30 protein-coding genes are annotated in these 24,188 nt (G+C 43.5%); 24 read left to right on the forward strand and 6 right to left on the reverse strand.

The features are described from left to right. Positions 1–10 precede the first annotated feature (10 nt). From R7R78_RS00640 to R7R78_RS00660, 5 genes are all read left to right on the forward strand, one after another. Complete coding sequence (locus R7R78_RS00640) at positions 11–1,207, forward strand: tyrosine-type recombinase/integrase (protein ID WP_225472802.1); 1,197 nt, start codon at positions 11–13, stop codon at positions 1,205–1,207. 159 nt (positions 1,208–1,366) lie between these two features. Further along, a complete protein-coding gene (locus R7R78_RS00645; protein WP_225472803.1) occupies positions 1,367–2,044 on the forward strand; it encodes a hypothetical protein in 678 nt (225 codons plus the stop codon). Between the two features lie 87 nt (positions 2,045–2,131). Then, on the forward strand, positions 2,132–2,938 hold the full coding sequence (locus R7R78_RS00650) for a DUF2971 domain-containing protein (RefSeq protein WP_225472804.1): 807 nt from the start codon (positions 2,132–2,134) through the stop codon (positions 2,936–2,938). 35 nt (positions 2,939–2,973) lie between these two features. After that, positions 2,974–4,008, forward strand: coding sequence for a GTP pyrophosphokinase family protein (locus R7R78_RS00655; protein ID WP_225472805.1), 1,035 nt, complete (start codon positions 2,974–2,976; stop codon positions 4,006–4,008). A gap of 133 nt (positions 4,009–4,141) precedes the next feature. Further along, entirely contained in the window at positions 4,142–5,074 is a 933-nt protein-coding gene (locus R7R78_RS00660) for a type VI secretion protein (protein ID WP_258496369.1), read from the forward strand. Positions 5,075–5,092: 18 nt separating this feature from the next. Here R7R78_RS00660 and R7R78_RS00665 read toward each other — a convergent pair whose 3' ends face one another. The 6 genes from R7R78_RS00665 to R7R78_RS00690 form a co-directional block, all read right to left on the reverse strand. Next, complete coding sequence (locus tag R7R78_RS00665) at positions 5,093–5,398, reverse strand: helix-turn-helix transcriptional regulator (RefSeq protein WP_140139313.1); 306 nt, start codon at positions 5,396–5,398, stop codon at positions 5,093–5,095. A 65-nt stretch (positions 5,399–5,463) separates the two neighbouring features. Beyond that, positions 5,464–5,622 (reverse strand): hypothetical protein, encoded by a 159-nt coding sequence (locus R7R78_RS00670; protein WP_180764731.1) that lies wholly within the window; start codon positions 5,620–5,622, stop codon positions 5,464–5,466. Next, the gene (locus tag R7R78_RS00675) at positions 5,597–5,998 is read right to left on the reverse strand and encodes a hypothetical protein (protein WP_225472807.1); all 402 of its coding nucleotides are present in this window, start codon (positions 5,996–5,998) and stop codon (positions 5,597–5,599) included. The genes R7R78_RS00670 and R7R78_RS00675 overlap by 26 nt, the downstream gene beginning before the upstream one ends. Continuing rightward, positions 5,995–6,237, reverse strand: coding sequence for a hypothetical protein (locus R7R78_RS00680; RefSeq protein ID WP_176291387.1), 243 nt, complete (start codon positions 6,235–6,237; stop codon positions 5,995–5,997). The genes R7R78_RS00675 and R7R78_RS00680 overlap by 4 nt, the downstream gene beginning before the upstream one ends. A 162-nt stretch (positions 6,238–6,399) precedes the next feature. Further along, a complete protein-coding gene (locus R7R78_RS00685) occupies positions 6,400–6,672 on the reverse strand; it encodes a hypothetical protein (RefSeq protein ID WP_025766807.1) in 273 nt (90 codons plus the stop codon). 266 nt (positions 6,673–6,938) lie between these two features. Continuing rightward, complete coding sequence (locus R7R78_RS00690; RefSeq protein WP_025766806.1) at positions 6,939–7,601, reverse strand: LexA family protein; 663 nt, start codon at positions 7,599–7,601, stop codon at positions 6,939–6,941. A 115-nt stretch (positions 7,602–7,716) separates the two neighbouring features. On the opposite strand from R7R78_RS00690, the gene R7R78_RS00695 reads away from it, so the two are divergent. From R7R78_RS00695 to R7R78_RS00785, 19 genes are all read left to right on the forward strand, one after another. Beyond that, positions 7,717–7,926: a helix-turn-helix domain-containing protein gene (locus R7R78_RS00695; protein WP_025766805.1), complete on the forward strand. Its 210-nt coding sequence runs from the start codon at positions 7,717–7,719 to the stop codon at positions 7,924–7,926. Between the two features lie 52 nt (positions 7,927–7,978). After that, positions 7,979–8,527 (forward strand): toxin YdaT family protein, encoded by a 549-nt coding sequence (locus R7R78_RS00700; protein ID WP_025632637.1) that lies wholly within the window; start codon positions 7,979–7,981, stop codon positions 8,525–8,527. 59 nt (positions 8,528–8,586) lie between these two features. Beyond that, positions 8,587–8,718, forward strand: coding sequence for a hypothetical protein (locus R7R78_RS00705; RefSeq protein ID WP_255201246.1), 132 nt, complete (start codon positions 8,587–8,589; stop codon positions 8,716–8,718). Next, positions 8,715–9,500 carry a hypothetical protein gene (locus R7R78_RS00710; RefSeq protein ID WP_225472808.1) on the forward strand — a complete coding sequence of 262 codons (786 nt, stop codon included), beginning with the start codon at positions 8,715–8,717 and terminating at the stop codon, positions 9,498–9,500. The genes R7R78_RS00705 and R7R78_RS00710 overlap by 4 nt, the downstream gene beginning before the upstream one ends. Continuing rightward, the gene (locus R7R78_RS00715) at positions 9,497–10,228 is read left to right on the forward strand and encodes an ATP-binding protein (protein WP_225472809.1); all 732 of its coding nucleotides are present in this window, start codon (positions 9,497–9,499) and stop codon (positions 10,226–10,228) included. The genes R7R78_RS00710 and R7R78_RS00715 overlap by 4 nt, the downstream gene beginning before the upstream one ends. Next, positions 10,229–10,810, forward strand: a complete 582-nt coding sequence (locus R7R78_RS00720; RefSeq protein WP_225472810.1) for a hypothetical protein — start codon at positions 10,229–10,231, stop codon at positions 10,808–10,810. It abuts the gene before it with no gap. Positions 10,811–10,865: 55 nt separating this feature from the next. Continuing rightward, positions 10,866–11,141, forward strand: a complete 276-nt coding sequence (locus R7R78_RS00725; RefSeq protein WP_206946621.1) for a hypothetical protein — start codon at positions 10,866–10,868, stop codon at positions 11,139–11,141. Further along, positions 11,138–11,764 (forward strand): Shedu anti-phage system protein SduA domain-containing protein, encoded by a 627-nt coding sequence (locus R7R78_RS00730; RefSeq protein ID WP_225472811.1) that lies wholly within the window; start codon positions 11,138–11,140, stop codon positions 11,762–11,764. Before R7R78_RS00725 ends, R7R78_RS00730 begins: the two co-directional genes overlap by 4 nt. Positions 11,765–12,440: 676 nt before the next feature. Further along, on the forward strand, positions 12,441–13,610 hold the full coding sequence (locus tag R7R78_RS00735) for an AAA family ATPase (RefSeq protein ID WP_225472812.1): 1,170 nt from the start codon (positions 12,441–12,443) through the stop codon (positions 13,608–13,610). A gap of 1 nt (position 13,611) precedes the next feature. Next, the gene (locus tag R7R78_RS00740) at positions 13,612–14,529 is read left to right on the forward strand and encodes a DUF4435 domain-containing protein (RefSeq protein WP_225472813.1); all 918 of its coding nucleotides are present in this window, start codon (positions 13,612–13,614) and stop codon (positions 14,527–14,529) included. Between the two features lie 145 nt (positions 14,530–14,674). Further along, on the forward strand, positions 14,675–14,962 hold the full coding sequence (locus R7R78_RS00745; protein ID WP_029822218.1) for a hypothetical protein: 288 nt from the start codon (positions 14,675–14,677) through the stop codon (positions 14,960–14,962). Beyond that, positions 14,928–15,386 carry a hypothetical protein gene (locus R7R78_RS00750; RefSeq protein WP_029822217.1) on the forward strand — a complete coding sequence of 153 codons (459 nt, stop codon included), beginning with the start codon at positions 14,928–14,930 and terminating at the stop codon, positions 15,384–15,386. The genes R7R78_RS00745 and R7R78_RS00750 overlap by 35 nt, the downstream gene beginning before the upstream one ends. Before the next feature lie 41 nt (positions 15,387–15,427). Continuing rightward, positions 15,428–15,613, forward strand: coding sequence for a hypothetical protein (locus tag R7R78_RS00755; protein ID WP_025766795.1), 186 nt, complete (start codon positions 15,428–15,430; stop codon positions 15,611–15,613). 326 nt (positions 15,614–15,939) lie between these two features. Further along, positions 15,940–17,154 carry a tyrosine-type recombinase/integrase gene (locus tag R7R78_RS00760; protein WP_225472814.1) on the forward strand — a complete coding sequence of 405 codons (1,215 nt, stop codon included), beginning with the start codon at positions 15,940–15,942 and terminating at the stop codon, positions 17,152–17,154. Positions 17,155–17,602: 448 nt separating this feature from the next. After that, complete coding sequence (locus R7R78_RS00765; RefSeq protein WP_064368144.1) at positions 17,603–18,172, forward strand: terminase small subunit; 570 nt, start codon at positions 17,603–17,605, stop codon at positions 18,170–18,172. Positions 18,173–18,182: 10 nt separating this feature from the next. Then, positions 18,183–20,117 carry a terminase gpA endonuclease subunit gene (locus R7R78_RS00770; RefSeq protein ID WP_225472815.1) on the forward strand — a complete coding sequence of 645 codons (1,935 nt, stop codon included), beginning with the start codon at positions 18,183–18,185 and terminating at the stop codon, positions 20,115–20,117. Next, entirely contained in the window at positions 20,111–20,638 is a 528-nt protein-coding gene (locus R7R78_RS00775; protein ID WP_225472816.1) for a hypothetical protein, read from the forward strand. The genes R7R78_RS00770 and R7R78_RS00775 overlap by 7 nt, the downstream gene beginning before the upstream one ends. Beyond that, the gene (locus tag R7R78_RS00780) at positions 20,638–22,197 is read left to right on the forward strand and encodes a phage portal protein (RefSeq protein WP_225472817.1); all 1,560 of its coding nucleotides are present in this window, start codon (positions 20,638–20,640) and stop codon (positions 22,195–22,197) included. The genes R7R78_RS00775 and R7R78_RS00780 overlap by 1 nt, the downstream gene beginning before the upstream one ends. Continuing rightward, entirely contained in the window at positions 22,163–24,136 is a 1,974-nt protein-coding gene (locus tag R7R78_RS00785; protein WP_083151000.1) for a phage major capsid protein, read from the forward strand. The genes R7R78_RS00780 and R7R78_RS00785 overlap by 35 nt, the downstream gene beginning before the upstream one ends. Positions 24,137–24,188 lie beyond the last annotated feature (52 nt).

Consider the following 24,188-nt stretch of genomic DNA (forward strand, 5'->3'; position numbering starts at 1 on the left):
GGTAGACAACTTGAGCATTACAGACAAGCAGCTAAAAGCTATTGCAAAACTAAGCGAATATAGCGGCCCGGCAGAACTGAATGACGGCGAAGGACTAATAGCGAAGATATCACCCAAAGCAAACATCACGTTCCAATACCGTTGCAGGTTTAATGGTAAAAACAAACGCATTCGTATAGGCAAGTATCCGATAACCACCCTCAAGAATGCAAGGCAAATCCATAAAAGGATGCTTGAACTTAAAGAAGAGGGAAGAAACCCAGAGATAGCCCTTACTGGTGAGACGGATTTTGTTACCCTAAAGGACTGTCTCGACTACTGGTTTGAGCACAAAGTCTCGACTCAAAAAGAGGGGACGCAGGTGCTTTATCGCTCGGTGGCAAACAACTACTTTTACAACGCCTTTCCTGATGTCGACGTAGAAAAGATCACCGCGCGCGAATGGATGCGTTGGTTCGATGACATTGCCAAGAAGAATCCGAAGACGGCTAACTCTGCATTTTCTAAAATGCGCGCCTGTCTTAACTTCTGTAAATCCAAGTTCCTCATTGATGGGACGCACTTTGAGAAAATCAGACAGCAAGATGTTGGTGAGTCACCAAGTGCCGGTGACCGAGTTCTATCACTTCCTGAACTTGCCAAAGTTTGGATTGCGATTGAGCGCAGCAAAGCGGGAACATCGACCAAGAACCTGCACTTAATAACAATGTTATGGGGTAACCGACTATCAGAGCTTCGCTTGGCCAAGCGCGAACACTTCGATATGGTCAACGACATTTGGACGGTACCACCAGAACTCAGCAAAATGGGTAACACCATTCGCAGACCCATCCCCAAACACATCAAGCCGATGCTGGAAAGGTTAATGAACATCTATGATGAATACCTTTTCCCTGGCGCATCCCTCCATAAGCCCATCTGCATATCCGCAGCAAACCGCTACATAAGAAGGTTACGCGATAACCTGAACCTACCTCACTGGCGAACTCATGATTTCCGCCGCAGTATTTCTACTACTTGTTCAGAACTAGGCACTATGCCACATGTAACCGAAAAAATGCTCGGCCATGAGCTGGTCGGCGTAATGGCCATTTACAACAAGCATGACTGGCTATCAGACCAAAAAGAAGCATACGAAAAGTTTGCAGACGCGCTGTTTGTTCAAGTGCAAAAAGAACTGGAACATGAAAAAGTAGCTATGACTTAGCGTGCTTGTTGCTAAACAATTAGTATCATAGATCACTAACTCAAAGATCAACTTTTGAACCGACCGATGAAAGGCGGCATGATAGTGGAATATAAGACAGCTATGATTCGCTTAATATGGGTTAGCAGCCTATGCAGTCCCCAACCATCAGAGGTCATCATGTTCAAAAATATTCATTTATTTTTTGTACCAGAAGAACTGAATTTACTCAGGGCATTTAATAGAAAGCAACTTGAATTTGTTGATGGGTTTGTCGAAAACATAGACCAACATATTGAAACATACACCGATAAAATGTTTATCCAGCAGTGGGCTGGCGATGAAGGTGAAGTCGTAGAAGTTGAGAAGCAGCACATTGCGGGAATCAGTGAAGATGAATATGACTTCAAAGATATTTTTACTTCAGTCATGCCTATGTATCAAAGGCAATCAATGCTTTTAACTGCTTGGTCAATGTTTGAAAATGAAATTAAAACTTACTATAGCATGCTTGCAGACAAGGTCGGGGCAGTGCCTATACAGCGAGCTAAACACTCTAGTGATCTTGCACATATAATTTCATGCTTGCAGGCAATAGGTGTTGTTTCAGAGCCAAGTGAACGATTTACGGAAGCCTTTAATCGACTCAATAATGAAGTACGTTTTGTTCGTATTGACTGGGTTCACAATGGTGGTAAAGCTATTAAATCAAAGTTTGTTGAAAACACCGAAGGCTTAACTATGAATGGATCTCAAATAGATATCTCAGTTGCCTACATTGAGGAAGTTACGGATTTAATGTGGGTGCTTTCAGCAGAGATTACTGAATCAGCTAGGGCTAGTTTGAGTGGCAACTAATATTGCATTTAAGAGAGCTTTCCAACGCTTGGCAATATCAGTTCAAGGTTGGGCTTCGTATTTAAGGTGTTATGTTTTAGGAGATGTATGTCGATATTTAAGTATTTAGGGGTTAGTGCAGCGGAGGCGTTTTTAAAGTATCAAACGATCCGATTTAATACCCCCGATGCATACAATGACCCATATGAAATGAAGGTTCGATTTAAGTCGAAGGTTGAAATTGAACCTAGTTCTAGGGAAGTTAAAATTCACCTCAACGGAAATTCAAATAGTATTGAACAGTATTTGATAGTCGATGACAGCGATTATCCCTTTCGCTTAGATACGTCTGTCTTTGAAGATATCTGTGCAAAGGTGGGAATGTCTTGCTTTAGCGAATCAGAGTCACAAATTCCTGATAATGTACTAATGTGGGCACATTATGCAGAATCACATCGTGGCTTAGCAATTAAACTGAAAGAAAAATCCTCTACCATATCTATATTGAGTAAAGTTAATTATGTCAGTTCTACTCCAGTCTTGGATTCTTCTATATTGTCTGAACCAAGTTTCTTTGTAAGTGACTTGTACTTTAAATCGAAAGAATGGAAATACGAACAAGAAAGGCGTTTGGCTATACCTCTCGAAGCTTGTACCAGTCTAGATAACAAAGATGCATATGGTTTTCCCATTCATGTCCACGATTTACCAACTGAAGATATCGAAATGATTTTTCTTGGTTCAAATGCATCAAGTGAATTACTAAAGCTTGGGTATGACTTTTATCAAAAATTTGAAATTCCAGTAATTAAGCAGAGGGTACGTTCTGACGGTTTTGGCTTTATGGCTACGGCTTCTTTTGGACATTCATTACAAGACTGTATAGAGCTTAACAGACACTATGGTATTAAATAAAACATAACACGGCATTCTGTATTTGGGAGGTATTCTTGCAAAACTATAAAGATAAAGTCTGGAGAAATTCTCCTGAAATAATCCGAAGTTACTACGAAAGCATAGAACGGTATAAGCTTTTATGTGAAGAAGTTCACTATATTTTGAATAAGAGTGTATCTACAAACGGTATTGAAGTGGCTTCGATATCTTCGCGAAGTAAATCGTTGGACAGCTTCTGCGAAAAGATCCATAGAAAGAATTATAAAGATCCGTTTGAATCGATTACTGATTTTGCAGGGGTGAGAGTTGTCTTCCTATACGAGAAAGATCGTGAGTCAATAGAAAAGTTGATTGAAAACTCATTTGATATCGTAGAGAAAGTGGACAAAGTTCAAGATTCGGAAGTTGATAGATTTGGTTATGGTGCACTGCATTACATCGTTAAATTAAAAAGTAGTTATGTTGGTGAACGCTATAACGATATTAGAGACCACCGTTGTGAAATACAGGTAAGGACTATTCTTCAAGATGCTTGGGCTTTAGTTGCTCATCATTTAAGTTACAAACAAGAGTCTGATGTACCTAAGCACCTTAGACGTAAGCTAAATGCTCTATCCGGACTATTCGAAACTGCAGATGACCAGTTTCAACATATCCGTGATGCTCGAGAAAAGTATCAGGCTAGAATAACTACTGCTATTGATCACAGTGATACTCGCGTTATGTCTCAGGATATTGAGTTAGATAGTTTAATGGCGTTCCTAAAGTGGAAGTTTCCTGAGCGAACACTTGATGAACCCTCAGATGTTTCTGAACTTGTCGCGGAACTCAAGTCACTTGGGGTCACGAATCTGCAGCATCTTCAAGACATTCTTGAACGCACCGAGTCTGCACGGCAAGAATGTGAAGCAGCTTACCCACCTTTTGACGCGGACAATGAAGTTCACACTGTTTTTACGGCTATTGGGACAATACGACAAGCTCTTGAGTTCGTGTTTGATGAATATGTTGATAGGTTCGGCGAAGGGTTTGCAAAACGAACTAGAAACCAGTTGAGTGAGTTCAAGCATCTAATAAAAAATATATAACAGCAACTTTTAATGAATCCGAACTCCGGTACTTTCAGTTCAAGGTTGTATAGCGTGTTTAAGGTGTGATCTATTTAGTTTCTCTAGCGGTATTTTGACATATTTATGTGTCTTATATATGGATGTAATCGAAATGAATAAAATCAAATCAAATTTTTTGTCGCTCTTGGCATTTGTCCCTGCAATTTCCGTAGCGAGTGATTTTGAAGTCGATATGCCAATTATGGCTGTAGTTGAACAGTTTCAAACGCTTAATATTAATAGCTTAGCTGTTGGTGAAAGTGGCTTAGTCTCTTCCTATTCTTTGCAGATGTGTGTAGACAACAAGTCTCTAAAGGTATCTGGCATCACTGAACTCGAAAGTAACCCAAGTGAATATAGCTACGTGTATGAAATTACAAGAGAGCAGAATAATAGGGTCAGTATGATACTGTCGAATAAGGGGAAAAAACCAGACTTTGATGCCTTTAAAAGATCAGTATTTCATGTCGCTTCAGCACAAGATTGCTCAGAGTTTAAAAAACGAGATATCCCGCTATTATCCGTGAGTGACTTTCTCGGGGCTGGCTCTCTAAGCGACCTTGTAGCCGAGAACAATACTGTGATGAGAGGACCAAAAGAGAGTAAAGCTCACCTTACTGAAAATCCAAAAAGTGAAGATCCTTTAAGTAATTGGCTCGTTTTAAACTCTAAATCTCCTATTGATGATAGCCCTCGCGTTACAATGGTGAAAGAAGCGGAGTTTGGTGATCAAACTCTAGTACTTCGTTGCAATGAAGATAAAACAGATGCTTATATTGATACAGGGGATTATCTTGGTGAGAATAGTGAAACTGTAACTGTTCGCTTTGGCAAAGACAAAGCACAACAAATGAAATTTATTTTATCAACTAATAAGAAAGCATTATTTGCAAGCTCAACTATACCCTTCATAAAGTCTATGCAAAATACAGACACTATGGTTCTTAGATATTCAACTTATAATGGTTCATCAAAAACAGTAACATTTAATATCGATGACTTGGATACAGGCTTAAAATCACTACGAGAGGCTTGTCATTGGTAAGGCCAAGTCAATGGGGCATTAAACCCCAGCCTTAAACCCACCTTCATGCTCTACCCATTCCATCACTGCTGCGCGTATCCAGCGCAGCGGTGATTTGCTAATTGGCTCTGGGAAGTTGCGGTTCTTGCGCCATGCAATGATGGTGGTTCGCTTTTTATTGAAGAAATCTAACACCTCTTGATGGCACATGATCTTGTTGGAAGATTCTGGGTAACGCTCTACGTCATATACAGGCTTGTCTGCTTCTTTTGCAGATTCAACTACGAAAGCGGGGGCAGAGTATGTAAAGCTCATAGGTGATGTATTAAGGTTCGAGTAAGTCATTGCACAAAGCTCCTGTATCTTGTTAGTCGTAAACCGTGGTCAATCGGTTGTGTTGGTTTAATGCTTTAGTTCTGGCGAATGCCTAAATAGACAGTCATTTTCTTGCCGTTGATTTCAATCTCTCCAAGGTCTACTTCGTTGACCGCGTAGTCACTCAGCGCGGTTTCATCTACCATGTCGTAAAATTCTTCCTTGGCCTTAACTGCCACTTGGTCTGCTTTCATTGTCTTTCTCCGATGGTTGATAAATACGAACTCGATTAGCGGTGTGCCAGCAAGCTGCGTCACCTTTAAATAAACCGCCTTCGCTTAACTTTGCGCACCCTTCGGGCAGCTGTTCTCCGCACTTAGTGCATTTCCCCAATTGCGCTTTAATCACTGTAATTTCGTTATAAACACGATGGATAAGTGACTGAAGCGCTTCTTCCTTGGTGTACGGCTCAGCAGGGTAGGCGAAGAACTGACAGATTTTCTCTAACTTCGCCTGTTCCAGAGGGTTTAGAGATACGCGCAAATCATGGTTGTTGTTGGCTTTACGTTTATCTCTACATCTTTGAGCGCGCTTTGCATTTTGCTTACGTTTACGCTCTTCAGGCGTCATTTCGTTTTGCTCTTTTTAGTTCGCTTTGGCTTCTTAGGTGAGAGCATCTGTTTAGCTCTGGCTAGGCACTCATCGAACACTTTACCCTTGGCAAATCCAGCAGTATTACGATAGTGATCGATTCCGCGCTCAACGGCTCGTTTGATGTCGAGTTCTTCGTGGCCGTCTTGCTCTAACAGAGAAGTAATGTGTTTACCTATAAATGCCTCTTGGCTGTTGCGGTAAGTTAAAATACTCATTGCACATGTCCTATTGGTTGTGGGGTGAATACCCGCAATCAGCCTAAACTCTTGATATTGGTGGTCAGCCAGAGATATACTGATTGCGAGAGTTAGTTATCTAAGTCTCATTGCACAAAGAACGCCCCTGTTGGTTTGGTCACCGATAGGGGTTTTCTCTTTCTAGTGGGGTAGTGTTCTTGCTTCCACTGCGGCTTGCAGGCTAACCAGCTGGCTGAATAGCTCTTGCGCCTTTTCAAAATCTTCTTCGTTTACGTGAATCTCCAGCCCTTTAAAGTCCTCGGCTCCTTCAAAGATGGAAGTCGCAGCGATACGGAGCGGATCATCCTTACTTAGCTCTGCTGTCACTTCTTCAAACTGATGGCTGCACACATTGAGTAGTTGCAGGTTGTTCAGCAGTTGATGGGTTTGGTCTAACGTCATTGTTTTCATCATTAAGCTCTCATTGCACAAAGTTCTAAATAAACGATTGGTCAAGTGGATGAGTTGCAGCTGGTCAGACTGCAGTTTCACAAACGTTCAAGTTGTTTGTATTTATCATAACAACTTAAGTTGTTATGAATCATAATTGTTAATTCGTGACAATGTCAACACGTAAAGTTGTATTTTTAGATAAAAAAAACCACCTACGTTGAGGTGGCAATTTTTTGAAAGAGTGTGCAGTTAGGGGAAAAGTAGCTAAGTCATTGAGTTTTGCGCAGCTATAAATCCATGATTACTTGTTTTACATATCCAACAATACGACAGTTCCCGTTAATAGGAATAGGGTCGTACTTAGGATTTAATGGCACCAAAAATTTTTGTGGGCCATCGATCTCTAACTTTTTAATTGTTGCTTCTGGTGAGTCATTTAAGGTTGCAACAACAATCTTGCCATTATCTGGGCAGTCGCATGGCTCCACTATCACTATCGAACCAGCCGGAATTGAAGGTGAACCATGTGGGTTCGTCATTGAGTTTCCGGTGACTTTCATCGCAAATGCATCGTCACCTACATTCATCGTCGTAATTTGCCATTCAACATCATCATCTAAGGAGGATTGAGGATCTACGCCTCCCCATGCGCCAGCTTGAACTTGGCTAATTATCGGGATGCGTTTCAGTGAATAAGGAGAAATTGTATTTGAAGGGAGAGCATCGCCGCTTCCTTTAATACTATCGCTTTGTGCGCTCTTGCCTGTAAGTAACCAAGTAGGGTCACACTCTAAAGCTTCTGCTAACTGAACAATATTTCTTGGCTTTAAAGTAACGCCAGTCTCAATTTTATTAATAGACTGCTGAGCTAAACCGATTCGTTCAGCTAGTTCAGCCTGCGATAGATCTAAATCTTTTCTACGTTGCCTTACTCTTTCAGCAAAACTCATCAACTTATCTTCCTGATTTCCCATTTCGTGTTAATTATCACAACAAAACGTGTTAGTTGACAAACACGTAAACCGTATATAAAGTTCAACACGTAAAGTTGTTAGGAGGATAGCTATGTCCGCTATAGAACGAGCTACCGAGCTTGTAGGAGGACAAACATCACTTGCAAAGCTTTTAGGTGTTAAACAATCACATGTATGGAATTGGATTAATCGAAAACATCAGGCTCCTGCTAAGTATATTTGCGCCATTTCTAAGGCCACTGGTGGCAAAGTGCCAATAGAAGAACTATTGGGTGACCATATAAAGAATACGCCAGTTTAAGAAATTAGGCTGATCAACCACATTCTGTACAAACAACCAGTAAGGAAAAACCATGAATAATAGTTTTAAAAGCGTTATGCGTAACGCAATAGAAAGTTGGCGCACTGAACTGAGTAAAGAGTGTATTGCTCACCGTGTCGCGAGCTTGTATCACAAACTCGATCTTGAGCACGAGGTTGATGCGCAGCGTAAAGAGCTACTTAAAGTACCGGGCGCTGATGACAAGAACAATGCTCAGAACTTTTTCCGCTATGTCGAGCGCACCAGCGTAGAGGCCAAAGCCACGATGATGGATTTGTTACCTGCGGTGCTTAAGGCGATGCCTGCCAAACGCGCAAGCGACATGCTTAACCAATTTCTTAACCCGCTTGGGTTCTCTGTCACTTGCATTGGTGCGAGTGATGCAAACTTAAGCCGAGATTTGCTCTTGCATAACCACAACAAAGAAACATCTGAAGCATTCCGTGCGGTGATCTCTTTAGGGGAGAACGCGAACATTGACCAGCTGCGCGATGCGTATCGAGAAGTGCAGGAGGCGAAGGCATCTCACGCGCCACTTCTGGAATACCTTGAGTCGTTAATGGCGAAGAAAGCAGCCTAATCAAAAGCGTAGTGGCTGACCACCACATAACACGCATCTAACTAGGAGAACTTTGTGCAATGAGCCTTAGCTTACAGAACTATCACGGCTGCTATATCTGGGTGGCCAATAACGGTGTTTGTCGTTTCGTCGTATCACGGACTAAAGCGATGGAAATCTTTGAATCCATGAAAGCGGGGACTGCGGTGTGATTGAGTATTTGGATAGACCCATCGCTTTTCATCGATCGTTTGTGAAGATGGGTATTGGTATCACAGGCGCATTAATGCTTAGCCAGAGTATTTACTGGAGCCGAAGAACGAACGCTTCAGGGTGGTTTTACAAAACTCAGGAAGAGTGGCAAGACGAAACGGGCATGACTCGAAGAGAGCTTGATACCGCGCGTAAAAAGCTGCGTCAGTTAGGTATTTTGGAAGAGAAAAAGCAAGGTGTTCCTTGCCGAGTTTTCTACCGCATTAATGAGCCAAACTTGATTGCACAAATGGAGCAAACTGGTTTGGCGGAATGCGCCAAACTAGAACGTACAAATGCGCCAAGCAGTGCTGTACCAATCAGCCAAACTAAAACAGAGACTACACAGAGATTACCAGAGACTACTACAGAAAAAGTAAACAAAAAGTCTCCCATCACGGGTAGCTTGGTTCCTGAGGAACAAATTCCAGCTATGCTCGATCACGATGCTTGGGCTGAGTACCTGGCATTCCGTAAGCGAATCAAAAAGCCTTTCAAAACTGAGCGGGGCGAGCGCACCAAAATGCTCGACTTGCTCAAGCTCTCCCAGAACGTGGTGAGCATGCAGCGCCAAATCATTGAGCAATCCATCGACAACGAGTGGCAAGGGTTGTTTAGCCTTAAATCGTCCTCGCCAAACTCGAAGCTAATTCCGGTGGAGCAGTTTTCAGACCAAACCAACCCTGATGATTACGGACCACCTCAGTGGTTCAAAGACCGCCAAAACGGAGGTGACCAATGAACAGCTTTTTCCAAAAACTGCAGCAAGCGATGCCTGCGAACGTTGTGCCGTACACGCCAGAGCAGATGGCTCAACTTGCTCAGCAGGAAGTCGAGAAGCAAAGCCATGCGGTGTATCAGAACTACCAGCAGAGCAAAGTTCAGGATTTACTTGGTCGCAGTGGAGTAGGCAAGAAGCACTTGAAGTGTCGATTTGCCAATTACGTGACGGAGAACCAAGGCCAACGTCAGGCGTTTAGTGTTTCTCGCCGTTGGGTTTCTGAGTTCTTGGAAGGTGATGAGAAAAACTTTGTATTTTCTGGATCGACAGGAACGGGTAAAAACCATCTGGCTTGTGCAATGGCGAACTCGTTGATGACGCGCAATCGTACAGTGTTGGTGATTACGGTCGCTGAGTTGATGATGAAAATTCGCGATAAGTACAACCGCCAATCGAACGTTACAGAAGCTCAGTTTCTGAAGTATTTAGCTCAGGTCGAATTGTTGGTGTTGGATGAGGTTGGGGTTCAGCGAATGAATGACCACGAGGCGATCATGATTAATACCATCATCGACTCACGCTATACCAACGAGAAGCCAACCGGCATTCTGACCAATCTGAAATCTGATGACCTGACGCAGGTTCTTGGTGCTCGTGTGATGGAGCGTTTGTTGGAGAGCTGTGAGTGGGTGAGCTTTACGTGGGAGAGTTTTCGCAAGCAGGTGAGGAACAGCAAGGAGGTAGCATAAATGCGACCAGAAACGTTATTGGCTAAGTTCGACTTAAAAGGCATAAATTACGAACCGCAAAAGGGCGGCAAAGGCTTATTTTCTTTGGAAGACCAACTCGGCATGGTGGGGATAACCTGGAAGGAATCTCCGGTCGGTTTTCTGGTGTTGTTTGTGGAGTTACTGGATAACGCGCAATCGAGAAGAGCACTGGAAAAGGCGGTACTCGCGGAATTGTATACGCTGACCGATGACTGGCGCGGTCAAAAGAGTGAAGCCGCATTCGCAGCCATTGTGCGCGCAGCTGTGGAAGAGGCGATCACACCACAAGGCCGTATTTGTTCTTGCTGTGGCGGCAGCGGTAAGTACCGAGCTCCAAACCGTCACTATCGAAAATGCATGCATTGCAACGATGGCCGAGTAGCGTGGGACCTAGAAAGCCGCTTCGCGGCCATGTGCTCCGGCCGTTTCGTTTGTACCTTTTCAGTATTCAAACGCCAATACCATCCTATCCTTGATGGCTTAGCAGATTGGCTGGCTGCTAAGCGTAATGCCGCGATGTTGGCGCTAATGGAAAGGATAGAGAAGGAGAGGGTGGCTTGAATAACTGGGCAATTAAATTAACAATGACTTACGCGATAACATTAGGGGGAATATTGTGTCTCAGATGGTAAAAGTCACTCCAAAAGCAATGTCTGCGATGGAATCTATTCCTCGTGATGTACGAGTGAAAGCTCGCCGCGCGGTAGACTGGCTGAAGTCCGATAATGAGAGGTCTCTAAAGCCTATTACTTTGTCTAAGAAACAAAGACTATTTCGGAGTGCGTTAGGTAAAGGATATTGGCTCGTTTATGCAAAGCAGGATGGCACTACGAGGATTGTAGATATCGTGCAGGAAAGTAATGTGTCCACAGTGATGAGGTCTAATAAATGATTCTCATGAAAAGTGGGCAATTGGAAAGCCAGCAGTGTCGCAAAGAACTTGATGAATTTAATGAGCTTCTTAACTCAAAACCTGAGCTTTCAGAAACCGAGTTACTTCAGTTTTTTAAGGACAGAGATCAGCTTGTGCTATTGATGGGTAGGGTCGTTGGTGTTGATGCCCCATCAATGTTTAACGAAGAGTTGCCTATTCTTGGGAAGTATCGTGCAGACTTTGTTGTCGCGGATAAGAATCAAAAAACATTTTCGTTTATTGAGTTTGAGGACGCGAAGCTAAATTCAATTTTTAACCAAAGAGTCAACAAGAAAACATCAACGTATCCGTGGGCTAGCCGATTTGAACACGGATATAGCCAAGTTATCGACTGGTACCTGCACCTCGCAGTTAACGATAAGACTCCAAACATGCAGTCTGAGTTTGGACACTACTCCATTAAGTACAACGGCGCTCTTATCATTGGCCGCAGAGATGGGTTGAAACTTGGTGATTGTCAGGAGCGCTTTGATGCTCGAGTGGAAAGGTTATTAGTCGATAGCAAGCACATTGCCTGCTATACATTCGATGACTTGTATGAAGCTATGGACGACCAATTTGTAATACTTTCGCAGTTTTAAATCTCTAGTTGCACTGGCCGCTTTATTAGTACTTTCTGGGTGTTCAAACACTAGCGCCATCCCACTAACGAAAGTTTAGCTTGGCTGTCTATTGTTAATAAACGGGATTACGCATCGGGATATGAACAATCTACAGTTCTTACCCTTGTGCTAACAATCTTATCAAGGCTTTGTAATGATATTTAAGTAAAGGTCACAAATATGCTTTACCAAACTTGAAGTAGATGAATTGATAGGTCAATTTTGATTGAGCACATCGTGGCTTTAGCACTTTCTAGTAAATGAAAACGCTCGTACAGTTGATTGTTACTTGGAAGCGTTCAGTCAAAGTAGAAAACTCCTATGAAACCGTGGAAAGAGATTAGGTGGATAGAGTTTGGATAGTTGTTATTTTTCCTAACCGTGTTGAAAATGTGCAACTACGGATAGTGATTTAGTGTTTTTTTTTGTATGGTATTGAAAAATAAAGAAAATACCATTTTGGCAATATTTATTTGGGAATGATTATCATTTACATGTGTTTTCGTTTGAGTTGACTCAAGTGTTTATGGCACAATGGATTTAGTTTGGTGCTTGTGTTGCCCGCACCTTAGTTTGGCGTTATGCGCAAAAGTACAATCGAGTCTATCGCTCGGTTGTTGTGATAGATATATCACTTATATAGAGTGTTAGAAAAGTGGAAATAGATTTAAAACAGTTACATGTTAAAAAAATCGAAATTTTAAACTTATGGGGTAAAGAGGAGATCTCTATACCTTTCAAAAACCGTGTGACTTTTCTTACAGGAATAAATGGAACAGGTAAAAGTTCTATTCTAAACGTGCTTTTTGATAGTTTAAATCCAACCCCCCAGTCTTTAGGAAAGCCAGCTACATCAAAATATAGGTTTTGGTCTTCGGAATTAACGTTAATAAACGATAGTCAAATTGCGACCCTTATTATTCCTCAAATTGAAGGAAACTCTACAATATTTGAGGAGATTGATGAGTTAATAGATAATAGACATTTCCATGATATAGAGCTATTAAGACAGGCTCAGTCATTGTACGAAAGTATAGGCGATGATGTTACCTCTGCATTTTTATCTTATGAGAGTAAGAATACTGGTGAAATGTGGAAGAAGTCATACAGGAATTCAGAGGATATTTTTCAAGATTCTTCTGATAGTCACGAATTTATTGATTCTTTGTCTTCTAAAAAACCACTAGCTTTTCTATTCCAAGAAGATCGTTTATCCATGCATAATTTGAAAAATTATGACATTGAAACCAATACTATGTTCTGGAATGTTTACAGTAGTTCTATAGATGAACGTTTTGCTTATTGCAGAAGCGCTGTCCAAGCTCGAGAAGCACATTTGAATAAGCTTTTTGTTCAAGAGATTAATCGTGTTAAAGGAGAAGGTGATAAAGACTTTTTAGATAAATTAATGGCCTCAAAAAGTTATTTATCTATAGCTCGTCAGCAAAAAGAACTCGACGATGTACTCGACAAAATTAATGAATATTTTGAAGCTACCAATAAAAGAATAGCGCGTGATGCTTATGATAAAATTACCTTAGCAAATGTATTAAACAATGGTGAAGAGGAGCTTGTTTCTTGGCAACTTTTGTCTAGAGGTGAGAAAACTCTAATATACCTATTTTTATCTGTTTACTACTACAAAGATAGGGTGGCAGTATTTTTACTTGATGAGCCGGAAATTTCCTTCCATGTAAAATGGCAGAAAAATTTAATTAGAGATTTATCTAATATTGCACCAGACAATCAGTTTATTATTACTACTCATTCTCCTAGTTTGGTTAAGAATGGTTGGTTGCATAATTGTTTGGAGCTAACTATTTAGTATGAACGTAGAACAAAATGTCCCTGATTTTGAATTTGATGATGATTTAGAGGAATCCCAAGCGGCCTTTGGTGAGCCCCCCCAGGTCACTGCTTTTGTAGAAGGTTTTGATGATTGCTATTTTTGGGGCGGAGTTTTTGAACAGGCTGGTATTGATGGTATAGCTGTGGAAGCTGTTTGCTGTGAGGGTAAGGCAAATGGAAAGTCGACATTACTAAAAGCTATATCAGAAGAACGGATTACCCTAGGTCGATATAATTTGGTATGTATCGATAGTGATTACGATAATATATTCGGCTTAAATCAAGAACTTTACAGAAATGAATTCTGTTTTCAGACTTACGCTTATTCAATTGAAAATTACTATTATCAGCCTAGAGGCCTGTTTGAAGAATGTTGTCGTGCAACTCTTAGCCGGAAACCTGATGGTGTAGGTATACCATGTTTGATACAGGCAGTTGAGGGTTGGTCTCAAGAGTACTATGAGACTTTTTGTTACCACCTCTTTTCTAAGGATAGTGAGTCCGCTAATGTTTTAGTTAATAAAATTTCATTGAATGGAGTTATAGCTAACGAGTTTAATTATGCTTTATCAGCACCGCAAAAAGAACTTCTAGAAGAGCTCGGTATATTTAGTAATTCAATTCACTTTTTTATTAGAGGGCACAATTTTGAGTCAAAAATGAGTGAGCTCTCTAAAGAAGTTACTAGCCTGCTGAGTAAAAAGAAAGTTGATAAGATCTCAAAGGCTTTCGAAGGTGATGGTAAAAAGGCTGGGAAGTTCATTCAAGAGTATATGAAAAAGCAAACGAAAATAGATGAACTAATAATTGGGCGAGATTTTCCGAAAGACAACAGGTGTTACGAAAGAATACTTGATGATGTTTCATCATTTAAGAACAAATACTGTAGTATATAATCTTTGGGTGAGCCTTGACATTCACCCCTAAATGGCGCAATCTTTCCATTGTGCAAAACCTCGCCCATTCGGCGGGGTTTTTTTATATCTCAACAAAACTGTGTTGGAGCACCTTCGGGTGCTTTTTTGTTTCTAAGAGTTCCACATGGTTAAGACATTTCTTGAAAACCTCCATGAATGGAAAGGTAGGCTAATCGCGTATTGTGGCGGTACTGGTGTCAGCGTATTCAGCGAAACTGTGGCGGCTAAGGCCCAGCAATCCAGTGAATTGGCTACCAGTAGCCCCGATATCACCATTGCCAATTTAATTTCCATTGGTGGTCTTGTCGTTGTAATTGCGAGGCTAATTTTTGATATCTGGGTTCATTTCGACAAGCGTAAACAGGGGAAGAAAATAGATGGATGCAAAGCAACTGACCGAATTAGTCGTTAGGCCGACTTTAAAGCTGCTTGGCTTGTATAGTACATCGGCAGAGCAATTGGTTGTCGGCACTATCTTTGTTGAGAGCCGAGCCAAATACCTCAAGCAAATTGGTAATGGTCCGGCTCTAGGTATTGTGCAGATGGAACCTGCCACTCATGACGATATTTGGCAAAACTATTTGGCTTATCGTACTGAGTTGAAAGAAAAGGTAAGCCAGCTTGTAAAAGAAGGTACAGCACAGGAACTTATCACTAACTTAGCTTATGCGGTGGCGATGTGCCGAGTGCATTACTTGCGTGTTCCTAAGTCTTTACCTAGTCCAGGTGATATTCCTGCCTTGGCACGATATTGGAAAACGTATTACAACACACATAAAGGAGCAGGAGAGGTCTCCGACTTCATCGATAAATTCCCGAAAGACATACTGAATTAGAAGCGGCCTATAACGGCCGCTTTTTTATTGGAGCTAATACTATGAAAGTTTTCTTGTTTACCTTCTTTAAAAGCTTGCTTGGTTACTGGGCTGCAAAGCTACTTAGCCCTGAATCGGTGACTGAGCTGCTTATCACGATTGCTGATGCTCATGCCAAAAACACCAAGACCGACACAGACGATCGCTTGATTGATATTGTGAAAAAGCACCTCGGTAAAGAACAGTAACCCCATTTTCACCACCAAGAGCAAAGACGTTAACGATTTGCAATGTCGTCGAGCATTGCCAGGCTTCGGCCATTTAGTAACAGTGCTTACGGTGGTGACCCTATTCCTAATGTCTTCACGGACATGCGTTGGTGCCTCGCTGTTTCTCTGTGTTAGCTATGACCATGAAGTAACCTGACCCGTTGCTTAATCCTTAACATGAGAGCACACAAAGAAAATCAATAAGGCTCAAGCTGAGGGGCGAAACTCCCCTTCATTACTGGAAACGTCAGCCACAGGCGAAGAAGCGGCGTGACACTGGAGAGACAGATTAGCGGTTTAACTCTATGACTACAGTACGATTACGTATCTCTGATGCGAAAATTAAAAGCTATCTGAAAAGTGATACTGTCACGAGGCTTCGGGATGAAAGGTATGCGTTGGAGCTGCGTTTTCATAAGTCTCGTGAGAGTGCTACTTGGTGGTTGATTGATAAGCGCAAGAACAATGGCAAATACGGGAAACCAAAATGGGAACGGCTTGGACTTTGGCCTCGTCTAAGCGCTAAGGCACTGTTTGAGTTGTTACCCCAAAAGATTGCTAGGATGGCGACGGATACGGACCAAGTGGTTACAGACTGGACCTGTTTTAGTGATTGCTTGCGCTGGTATGTGCAGCATATTGAGTCGAACAAGGATATCTCTTCAGAGAGGAAAAGTGCCGTTAAGTCGGTGGTCTTTAATCACTTGTTACCAGCTCTTGGGGAGTTGCCTCTTGCTAATATTCGGAAGCACCATATCAAGGACTTATTGGTTTGGCCGCTGCGTGAGCGCTATGAACTTAGAACGGTTAAAGGCTACTTTGCTATTTTAAAAGCAGCGTTTAATCAGGCATATCGAGAAGAGCATATCGCTTCAAACCCAGTGGCTGCGATGGTATTTACTGATTTTATCAGCAAGAAAATCACACCTAACGAGGGGAAAATTCAGTCTGATGATGTGAGCCAATTACTTGATAGGTTAAAGACACACTCAGTGCAAAAGCAGGTGTTTGTGTTGATGCAGTTAGCTCACGGGACACGTATTCGTGAAACCCGCTTAGCTCGATGGAGCCATATCGATTGGGACGAGAATATCTGGAGGATACCCGCCTGTAATGCCAAGAACGGTGAAGCTTTGATGTTACCGATGACCTGGCAGATTAGAAACCTACTTCAACAGTATCGCCTTACCCAAAAGGAAGGACAGAAGTTTATATTTCCCAATGCGAAAGGGGATGCACCTATCTGTAAGGACACTGCTAACAGTACTTATGCGGAATGGAGTGAGGGTGAGTTTACTAGCCACCATTGCCGTAAGTTAGTTGGCACTAGGCTGACTGACCTAGGTGTCGATAAGTTTGTACGTGAACGCATTCTTAATCACAAGATGTCAGACTTAGACCAAGCTTACATACACACGACAACGGAAGCCTTGAAACTTAAGGCCTTGCAGACTTATCACAATTGGTTAGATCTGCAGGGCTTTATTTTTTTCCATGGGAAGATCGCGGGAAGATCCTAAAACATGATCATCTAGTGTGAGCTTAGAATCGATAAGGCTTCACGCATCGCTGACCGATTTAACTCTTAAGAAAATCTGTTAATTGTGGTGATAGGTGTTCATTTGGATGTTTAGACGTCTAAATGACTAAAAAACCGAGAAAGGAGTAGAAGGGAGTTTTACTGGTTTTGACCCCAAAAACGCCTGATTTCAGCGTTTTTTGAGTGGTTGAAAATCACGGTGAAAATTAGGTTTAAAAACGCTGTTCAATTAATTTCAAGTCAAATCCCACTCACGCCTTGTCCCACAAGGGCTGCGAAAGATTGCGGGTCCTTCCCAGAGGTTCAATAACCCACGGGGCTGAGACTCGCCGATTCCGCCTCATTTTAATGTCCGGTTTTTACTCCCTTCTATCGAGTGGGTCGAGAAGGGAGTGAACCATAACGCGTAACGCTAGAAGAATGTCGCTATGGCTGAAGTAAACCGAAATGAATTTGCTCGAATTATGGGTTACTCACCGAAGTGGGTGGGTGACCTCATCAAAGAGGGCTTGCCACACCAAGGCGGTGGTGGACGAGGTAAGCCTCTAATCATTGAAACAGATAAAGCCATTCAGTGGATTATCGACCGCGAAATTAAAAAGCAAATTGGCCAGTACGAGAAAGAGCACAGCAGCCCAAAAGTTGGCACCAAAGACGGTGAAGACTTATTACTCACTGCTGCCAAACGCCGCAAAGCTGAAATTGAAGCTCAAAAGGCCGAAGAAACAGTGATGGATTTGGGAGAGTTAGCCCAGTTCCTTTACATGGTTGGAAACTTATTTGGTAGTGAGCTGGATGGCATAGGGGCTCGAACAGCTTTAGAGGTAGCGTCAGAACATGAACCCGCCAAATGCAAAAACACAATTGATCGAGAAGCTCGACGTATACGCACTGCCACCGCTGACCACCTCAGTGCGTTCGTTGCTGAGTATCTTGCAAAACGTAGCAGAGATGATCAGAGCGAAGCCGCTGAGGAATGCTGCGCAGTGGGCGACTGAGAATAGAATAATGCCTCCGGGTTCGCCAATACCTGGTCCGTTTGATACGACTTCAACACCATACATGATTCCTGTTTGTGTCGCGTTTGCCGACCCTGCTTATTCAAAAATCACCTTTGTTATGGGAACGCAGATGGGAAAGTCGGCCACGATGCAAAACGTGATTGGATGGCGCCTTGATGACCAACCTGCACCGATCATCTATGTGGGGCCGACCGAGTCGAACATTAACAACGTCGTTGAGCCCAAAATAATGGAGATGTTCCGAGAGTGCTCAACGCTGTGGTTAAAGTACGATGATAAAAGCCCCAAACATAAAAAGCGTATTGGGGGCGTGTCTTTGCGTTTTGCATGGGCTGGTTCGGCAACTGAATTGGCATCGGATTCTGCGGTTATCACGCTAGTTGATGAGTTAGACCGTCCTGATACCAATGCAACAGGTGAGGGCTCATTAGCGGAAATTGCAGAAGCTCGTGGTGATGCTTATATCGACTCAAAGCTTGGGCTAACTAGTACGCCAACGCATGGTAAGGCAAGTACCTATGAACACCCTGAAACAGGGATGACTCATTGGGCAGTTGCACCAAAAGGCAAAGTGTCGAGCCCGATTTGGTTGGAGTGGGAACAAGGAACTCGACATGAATGGGCTGTCCCATGCCCTGACCCAGATTGCGGTGAGTATTTCATACCACGAAGTGATCTACTTTGGTGGCCAGGCAAAGGCACAGAGAATGAAAGCTCTCCCGCAGCTGCATCGCGTGAAGCCCGTTTAATCTGCCCTCATTGTGGGGGACAGATTGAAGACAAACACCGCAAAGTAATGAACGCTCAAGGTGTTGCTATTGCTCCTGGGCAATATGCTAAGAAGTACGACGACAGCTCTGTATTGATTACACAGGGTTATGAATCGACCGTCGTCCCATTTCATTCCATGCTTCATCCACTGGAGGACAACAACCACTTCAGTATTTGGGTGAGTGGTCTTTGCTCGTTCTCCGGTAAAAAGAGTTATGGCTATCTAGCCAGAAAACTCCTTCAAGCGCAGAGAAGCGGTGACCCACACCAATTACTCTCTGTTTATAACACAGGGTTTGGAGAAATATTTGCTGTTGTTGGTGATGCTCCTGAATGGGAAGAAGTCTACAAGCTACGCTCGACGTTCTCATCAGGTGAAGTTCCTGATGGGGTACACACACTAATTTGTACTGTGGATGTCCAGAAAAACCGTCTTGTTTATATCGTACGCGGTTGGGTTGATGGTATGTCCTCACGCCTGATTGAGTTTGGCGAGCTATGGGGGGATACCGATAAGCCGGAGGTATGGAGTGAACTCGATGACTTGATGGAGCATGAATGGGGGAACTTAAAAATCAGGCAGTGCGGTGTCGATGCAGGCTACAGAACCGATGAGGTTTATGCCTGGGTTCGTCGCCATAAAACTCGTGCACGAGCGTTAATGGGTTGGCAGAAGCTTCCCAAACCTTTTCGTGTCACTCGCGTTGAAGTTGATAAGCAGGGCAAGGTTAGAAAGCGTGGTGACAAGAGATGGGACTTTGATGCCAGCTTGGCTAAAGCGTGGGTACATAACCGTGTCCGTTGGAAACGCGGCACCGTTGGTGATTGGTTACTGCCTTCCGATGTCTCAGAAGATTACTGTAAGCAGATTGTTGCTGAGGAGTTTGATGATGAAAAAGGAGAGTGGAATCGAGTCAGTAAAGACAACCACTTTCTCGACTGTGAAGGTATGAACTATATGGTGGCCAGAATGCTACGACTTGACCGAAAGAAACCAAAACCGATTGATGATGAGGAAGAAACTCAACCTGAATCGGTAGCCGATGAGGCAGACGAGCAGGAAGACGAGGAAGAGCGTAAGCCTGTTAAGTTGAAAAAACGCAAGCGCCGCTTAGTACGGCGAAAAGGAAACTTTGCTAAATCATGGTAATACCGACAAAGATCACTTCAGGTCTGTCGGTCAACTTCAAACTCTCTTATCCAGATTACCCCGCTAGTTCTTGGGTAGCCACTATCTATCTACGTTCCGCATGCGGTAAGGCAGACATTGTCGGCACACCGGAGGGTGATGCGTTCCAATTCTCGATACCAGCAAGCGAAACAGCGAACTGGCCCGCAGAAGAATACAGCGTTGTGTTGCGTGTAACTGATGGCACCGATGTACATCAGCCTCTTACCAGCCGATTAACTGTACTGCCAGACTTGGCAGCATTGGATGTACATGACCCTCGCAGCGAAGCAGAGAAAGCATTGGCAGCTATTCAGGCTACCTTAACCAATCGTGCTACATCTGATCAGCTTAAGCTGTCGTTTGGTGGTCGTAGTCTGGAGAAGACCCCGTTGAGCGAACTGCTGCAGTTAGAGCAGCGATTTCTCAATAGGGTGAATCAGGAGAAGCGTAAGAAGTCTGGCCGAGGTCTTCTGACAGTAAATAAAGTGAGGATGCGCTGATGTGGAATCCTTTTAATCGCAACGCTAAGCCAGAGGCCAAAAAGAAACGTCGCAAGACGCCATATGTCAAATTGAGCCCTGTTTCTCGAAGCCTATTCTCGGCAGCTGATCCAGACAGAAACAATAGTTCTTGGGATTCTTCACCTGTGCCCATTGGCAAGATGATTGATCAAAAACTCGCGGTTTTAGTCGCTCGCTCACGCGAACAGATCAGTAACAATGACTATGCCCGAGGGTTTGTCCGAGAAGTTCGTAAAAATGTACTCGGACATAAAGGTATTGTTCTTCAAGTTCGGGGCAAAGAGCCTGATGGTTCATTGGATACCAACGGAAATGCTGCCGTTGAGAAAGCTTTTAAAAAGTGGGGACGACGCGAAAACTGTACCGTTGATGGGCGCCTTGATTGGCGCAGAGCCAAGCGCGTTATTCTCAATACGGTAGTGGGGAGCGGTGAAGCGTTCATACGAATCGTTGAAGGCCCACATGCTGGTCCCTGGGGATTTGCTATTCAGCTCATAGACCCTCTAAGAGTACCGATTCAGGTCAACGAAAGCCGACTAGCAAACGGAAACGTAATTCGAAACGGCATCGAAATGACCCCTTATGGACGCCTGGTTGCTTACTTAGTTGAAACAAAAGCAGGTGTTTTGGCTGAAGCATTTCGCCATGGAGGTAAAGAGTTTGAACGTGTTTCTGCTGAAGACATGCTGCACGTTTATGACCAAGAGCATCCTGAGCAATTCCGTGGTATTCCATGGAATCACACATCATTAAGTCGAATGCGTAACCTTTCTGGGTTTGAAGAAGCTTCTGTTGTAAACGCCAGAGCGGGTGCGAGTAAAACACTGGTACTTCAAGCAGACGCTGATGTTTATGAACCGGATGAATCCGAAGAGTTTGAAGAGCCAGAGATTGAGTTAGAACCCAATACGGTTGTGACTTTGCCTCCAGGCTTTACTCCTGTTGATTACTCGCCGGATTTTCCTTCAACAGAGACGGCAACGTTCTCAAAGCATATGTTGCGAGGAATGGCTACAGGTCAGGGTATGGCTTACAACACGTACGCCAATGACTTAGAAGGTGTCAACCTTAGTTCAATTCGCCAAGGCAAGCTTGACGAACGTGACGGGTGGAAAGAGTTACAAGAATGGTTCATCGAGTCGGTTTGCCATCGAGTTTATGAACGTTGGCTTCAGTATTCATTACTTGCCGGAAAAGTCATTAACTCAAATGGCAATCCTATCCCAGCTAGCCGCTTAGGCAAATTCCTAGAAGCAGATTGGCAACCTCGCCGTTGGGAATGGATTGACCCTCTTAAAGAAGAGAAAGCCATTACCGAAGCTCAAGAAAATGGTCGTAAGTCCCCTGGTGAAGCAATACGTGAATCTGGTCGTGAGCCTGTAGATGTCTGGAAGGGATATGCAGAGGACATCAAGGCAATGAGAGCGGAAGGGATTCCAGACGAAATGATAGCCCAGATTTTGGGAATAAAAGCCACCGGGCAACCTGCAGGAGTAAATCAAAGTGAGCAAGAAGAAGACGAAACTGACGACGAGTGATCTGATTCGTCAGGTCACAGGTCAACCTGTGTATCGAAACTACACGGTTGAGTCAGTGGATGAAGAAAACCGTACGGTTGAACTGGCTTTCTCTAGCGAATATCCAGTTGAGCGTTGGTTTGGCTATGAAGTCCTCGACCATTCATCTGGTGCAGTACGCATGGCACGTTTTGATGCTGGTGCTTCTGCCTTGGTTAACCATGACTGGGACGATCTAGTTGGTGTCATTGAATCAGCTCGAATCGAAAAGAATAAGGGCCGAGCGGTTGTTCGGTTCGGTACTAGCCCAAGAGCTGAGGAAATTTGGCAGGACGTTAAAGATGGCATTCGTAAGCACGTTTCTATTGGTTACATCGTCCATGCGATGGTTCTTGAAAGTGATACGGATGATGTTCGCACCTATCGTGTGACAGATTGGGAGCCGTTCGAGCTGTCTTTTGTCACGGTTCCCGCTGACCCTTCCGTTGGTGTTGGGCGCAGCTTAGATACAACCAAATACCAAAACCACCTGCGTGATATGGGGATCATCATCCCAACTGGCGCAACAGAAAATGAACGTGAAATTGAAAACCGGAGTGAATCCAATATGAAGACTAAAACCCTGCGTGATGCCAGTGGCCGCTTAGTTCGTGCAAAAGTTGATGAGAACGATGTGATTGTTGAGATTATTGAAGTTCTTGAGGAGTCCAACACAGAACGTCAAGCTGGTATTGAAGCAGAGCAAAACCGTGTGCGTGATATTTTAGACCTGTTCGAGCAATACGGAAGTCGTGGTGTTGATCCTAACCCTTATCTTCGAGACAAAAAGAAGACAGCTGCCGATTACCAACGCGCCTTACTTGATGCTGCGTCTGAGAATGGCGGTCAACCAGCGGGAGCACGTAGCGCAACACCAACGGTTGCAGACAGCCCAGACATTGGCTTGTCTGACAATGAAATTCGTCAGTATTCATTTCTGAACGTTCTGCGTTACTTGTCTCAGCCTACGAATGAAAAGTATCGTCGTGCAGCTGCATTTGAGCTTGAAGCCTCTGAAGCCGCAGCCGATAAAATGAAGCGTGAAGCACAAGGTATTATTGTACCTAACGATGTTCTTCGTGCAGCTGCGCCAGTAAGTGCTGGTGGTTCCGGTAGCAATTTGATTGCTACTGACCATATGGCGGGTAGCTTCATTGATATGCTCTATAACAAATCAGCAGTCATGAACTACGCAACTACGCTAACAGGCCTAGTCGGTGATTTATCTATCCCGACTCAAGAGGGTGGCGCTACGGGCTATTGGCTTGGTGAGGATGTAGATGCAACCTTATCTGAAATCACCTTTGGTGAGCGTGGCCTACAAAACCGTACTTGTGCTGCGCTAGTAGAAATGACTCGTAAGATGCTGATGCAGTCTTCACCAGATGTTGAGATGTTGGCTCGTGCGGATATTGCTAAAGCTCTGGCTCTTACTATTGATAAAGCTGCCTTGTACGGCACTGGTGGTGATCAACCGCTTGGTCTAGCAAACATCACGGGTGTGAACGGTGTAGATTTCACTGCGGTTAATCCGACGTTCCAAGAAATTGTAAACATGGAAACAGAGATAACTGCTGACAATGCTGATGTTGGTTCCATGCTTTACATGATGAACGCTACTGGCCGTGGTCACTGTAAGACAACGCAAAAGTTTGCTAATACCAACGGCTCACCTATTTGGGAAGGGGGTAACACTGTAAACGGCTACGGCACGCACATTTCTAACCAGATCAACAACGGTGATTATTGGTTTGGCGTCTGGTCCGAAATGCTGATTGGTTTGTGGGGAGGCCTAGACCTGACTATTGACCCATACACTCATAGTGCGAAAGGTCGCTTGCGTGTTGTTGCATTCCAAGACGCTGATGTAACGGTTCGTCATCCTGCTTCTTTCTGCCTAGGTAAAAAACCAGCAGCCTAATCAACCAAAAACTACTAGCTAAGCCACTCAATCGAGTGGCTTTTTATTTGGA

The sequence above is a fragment of the Vibrio sp. 2134-1 genome (assembly GCF_033339495.1).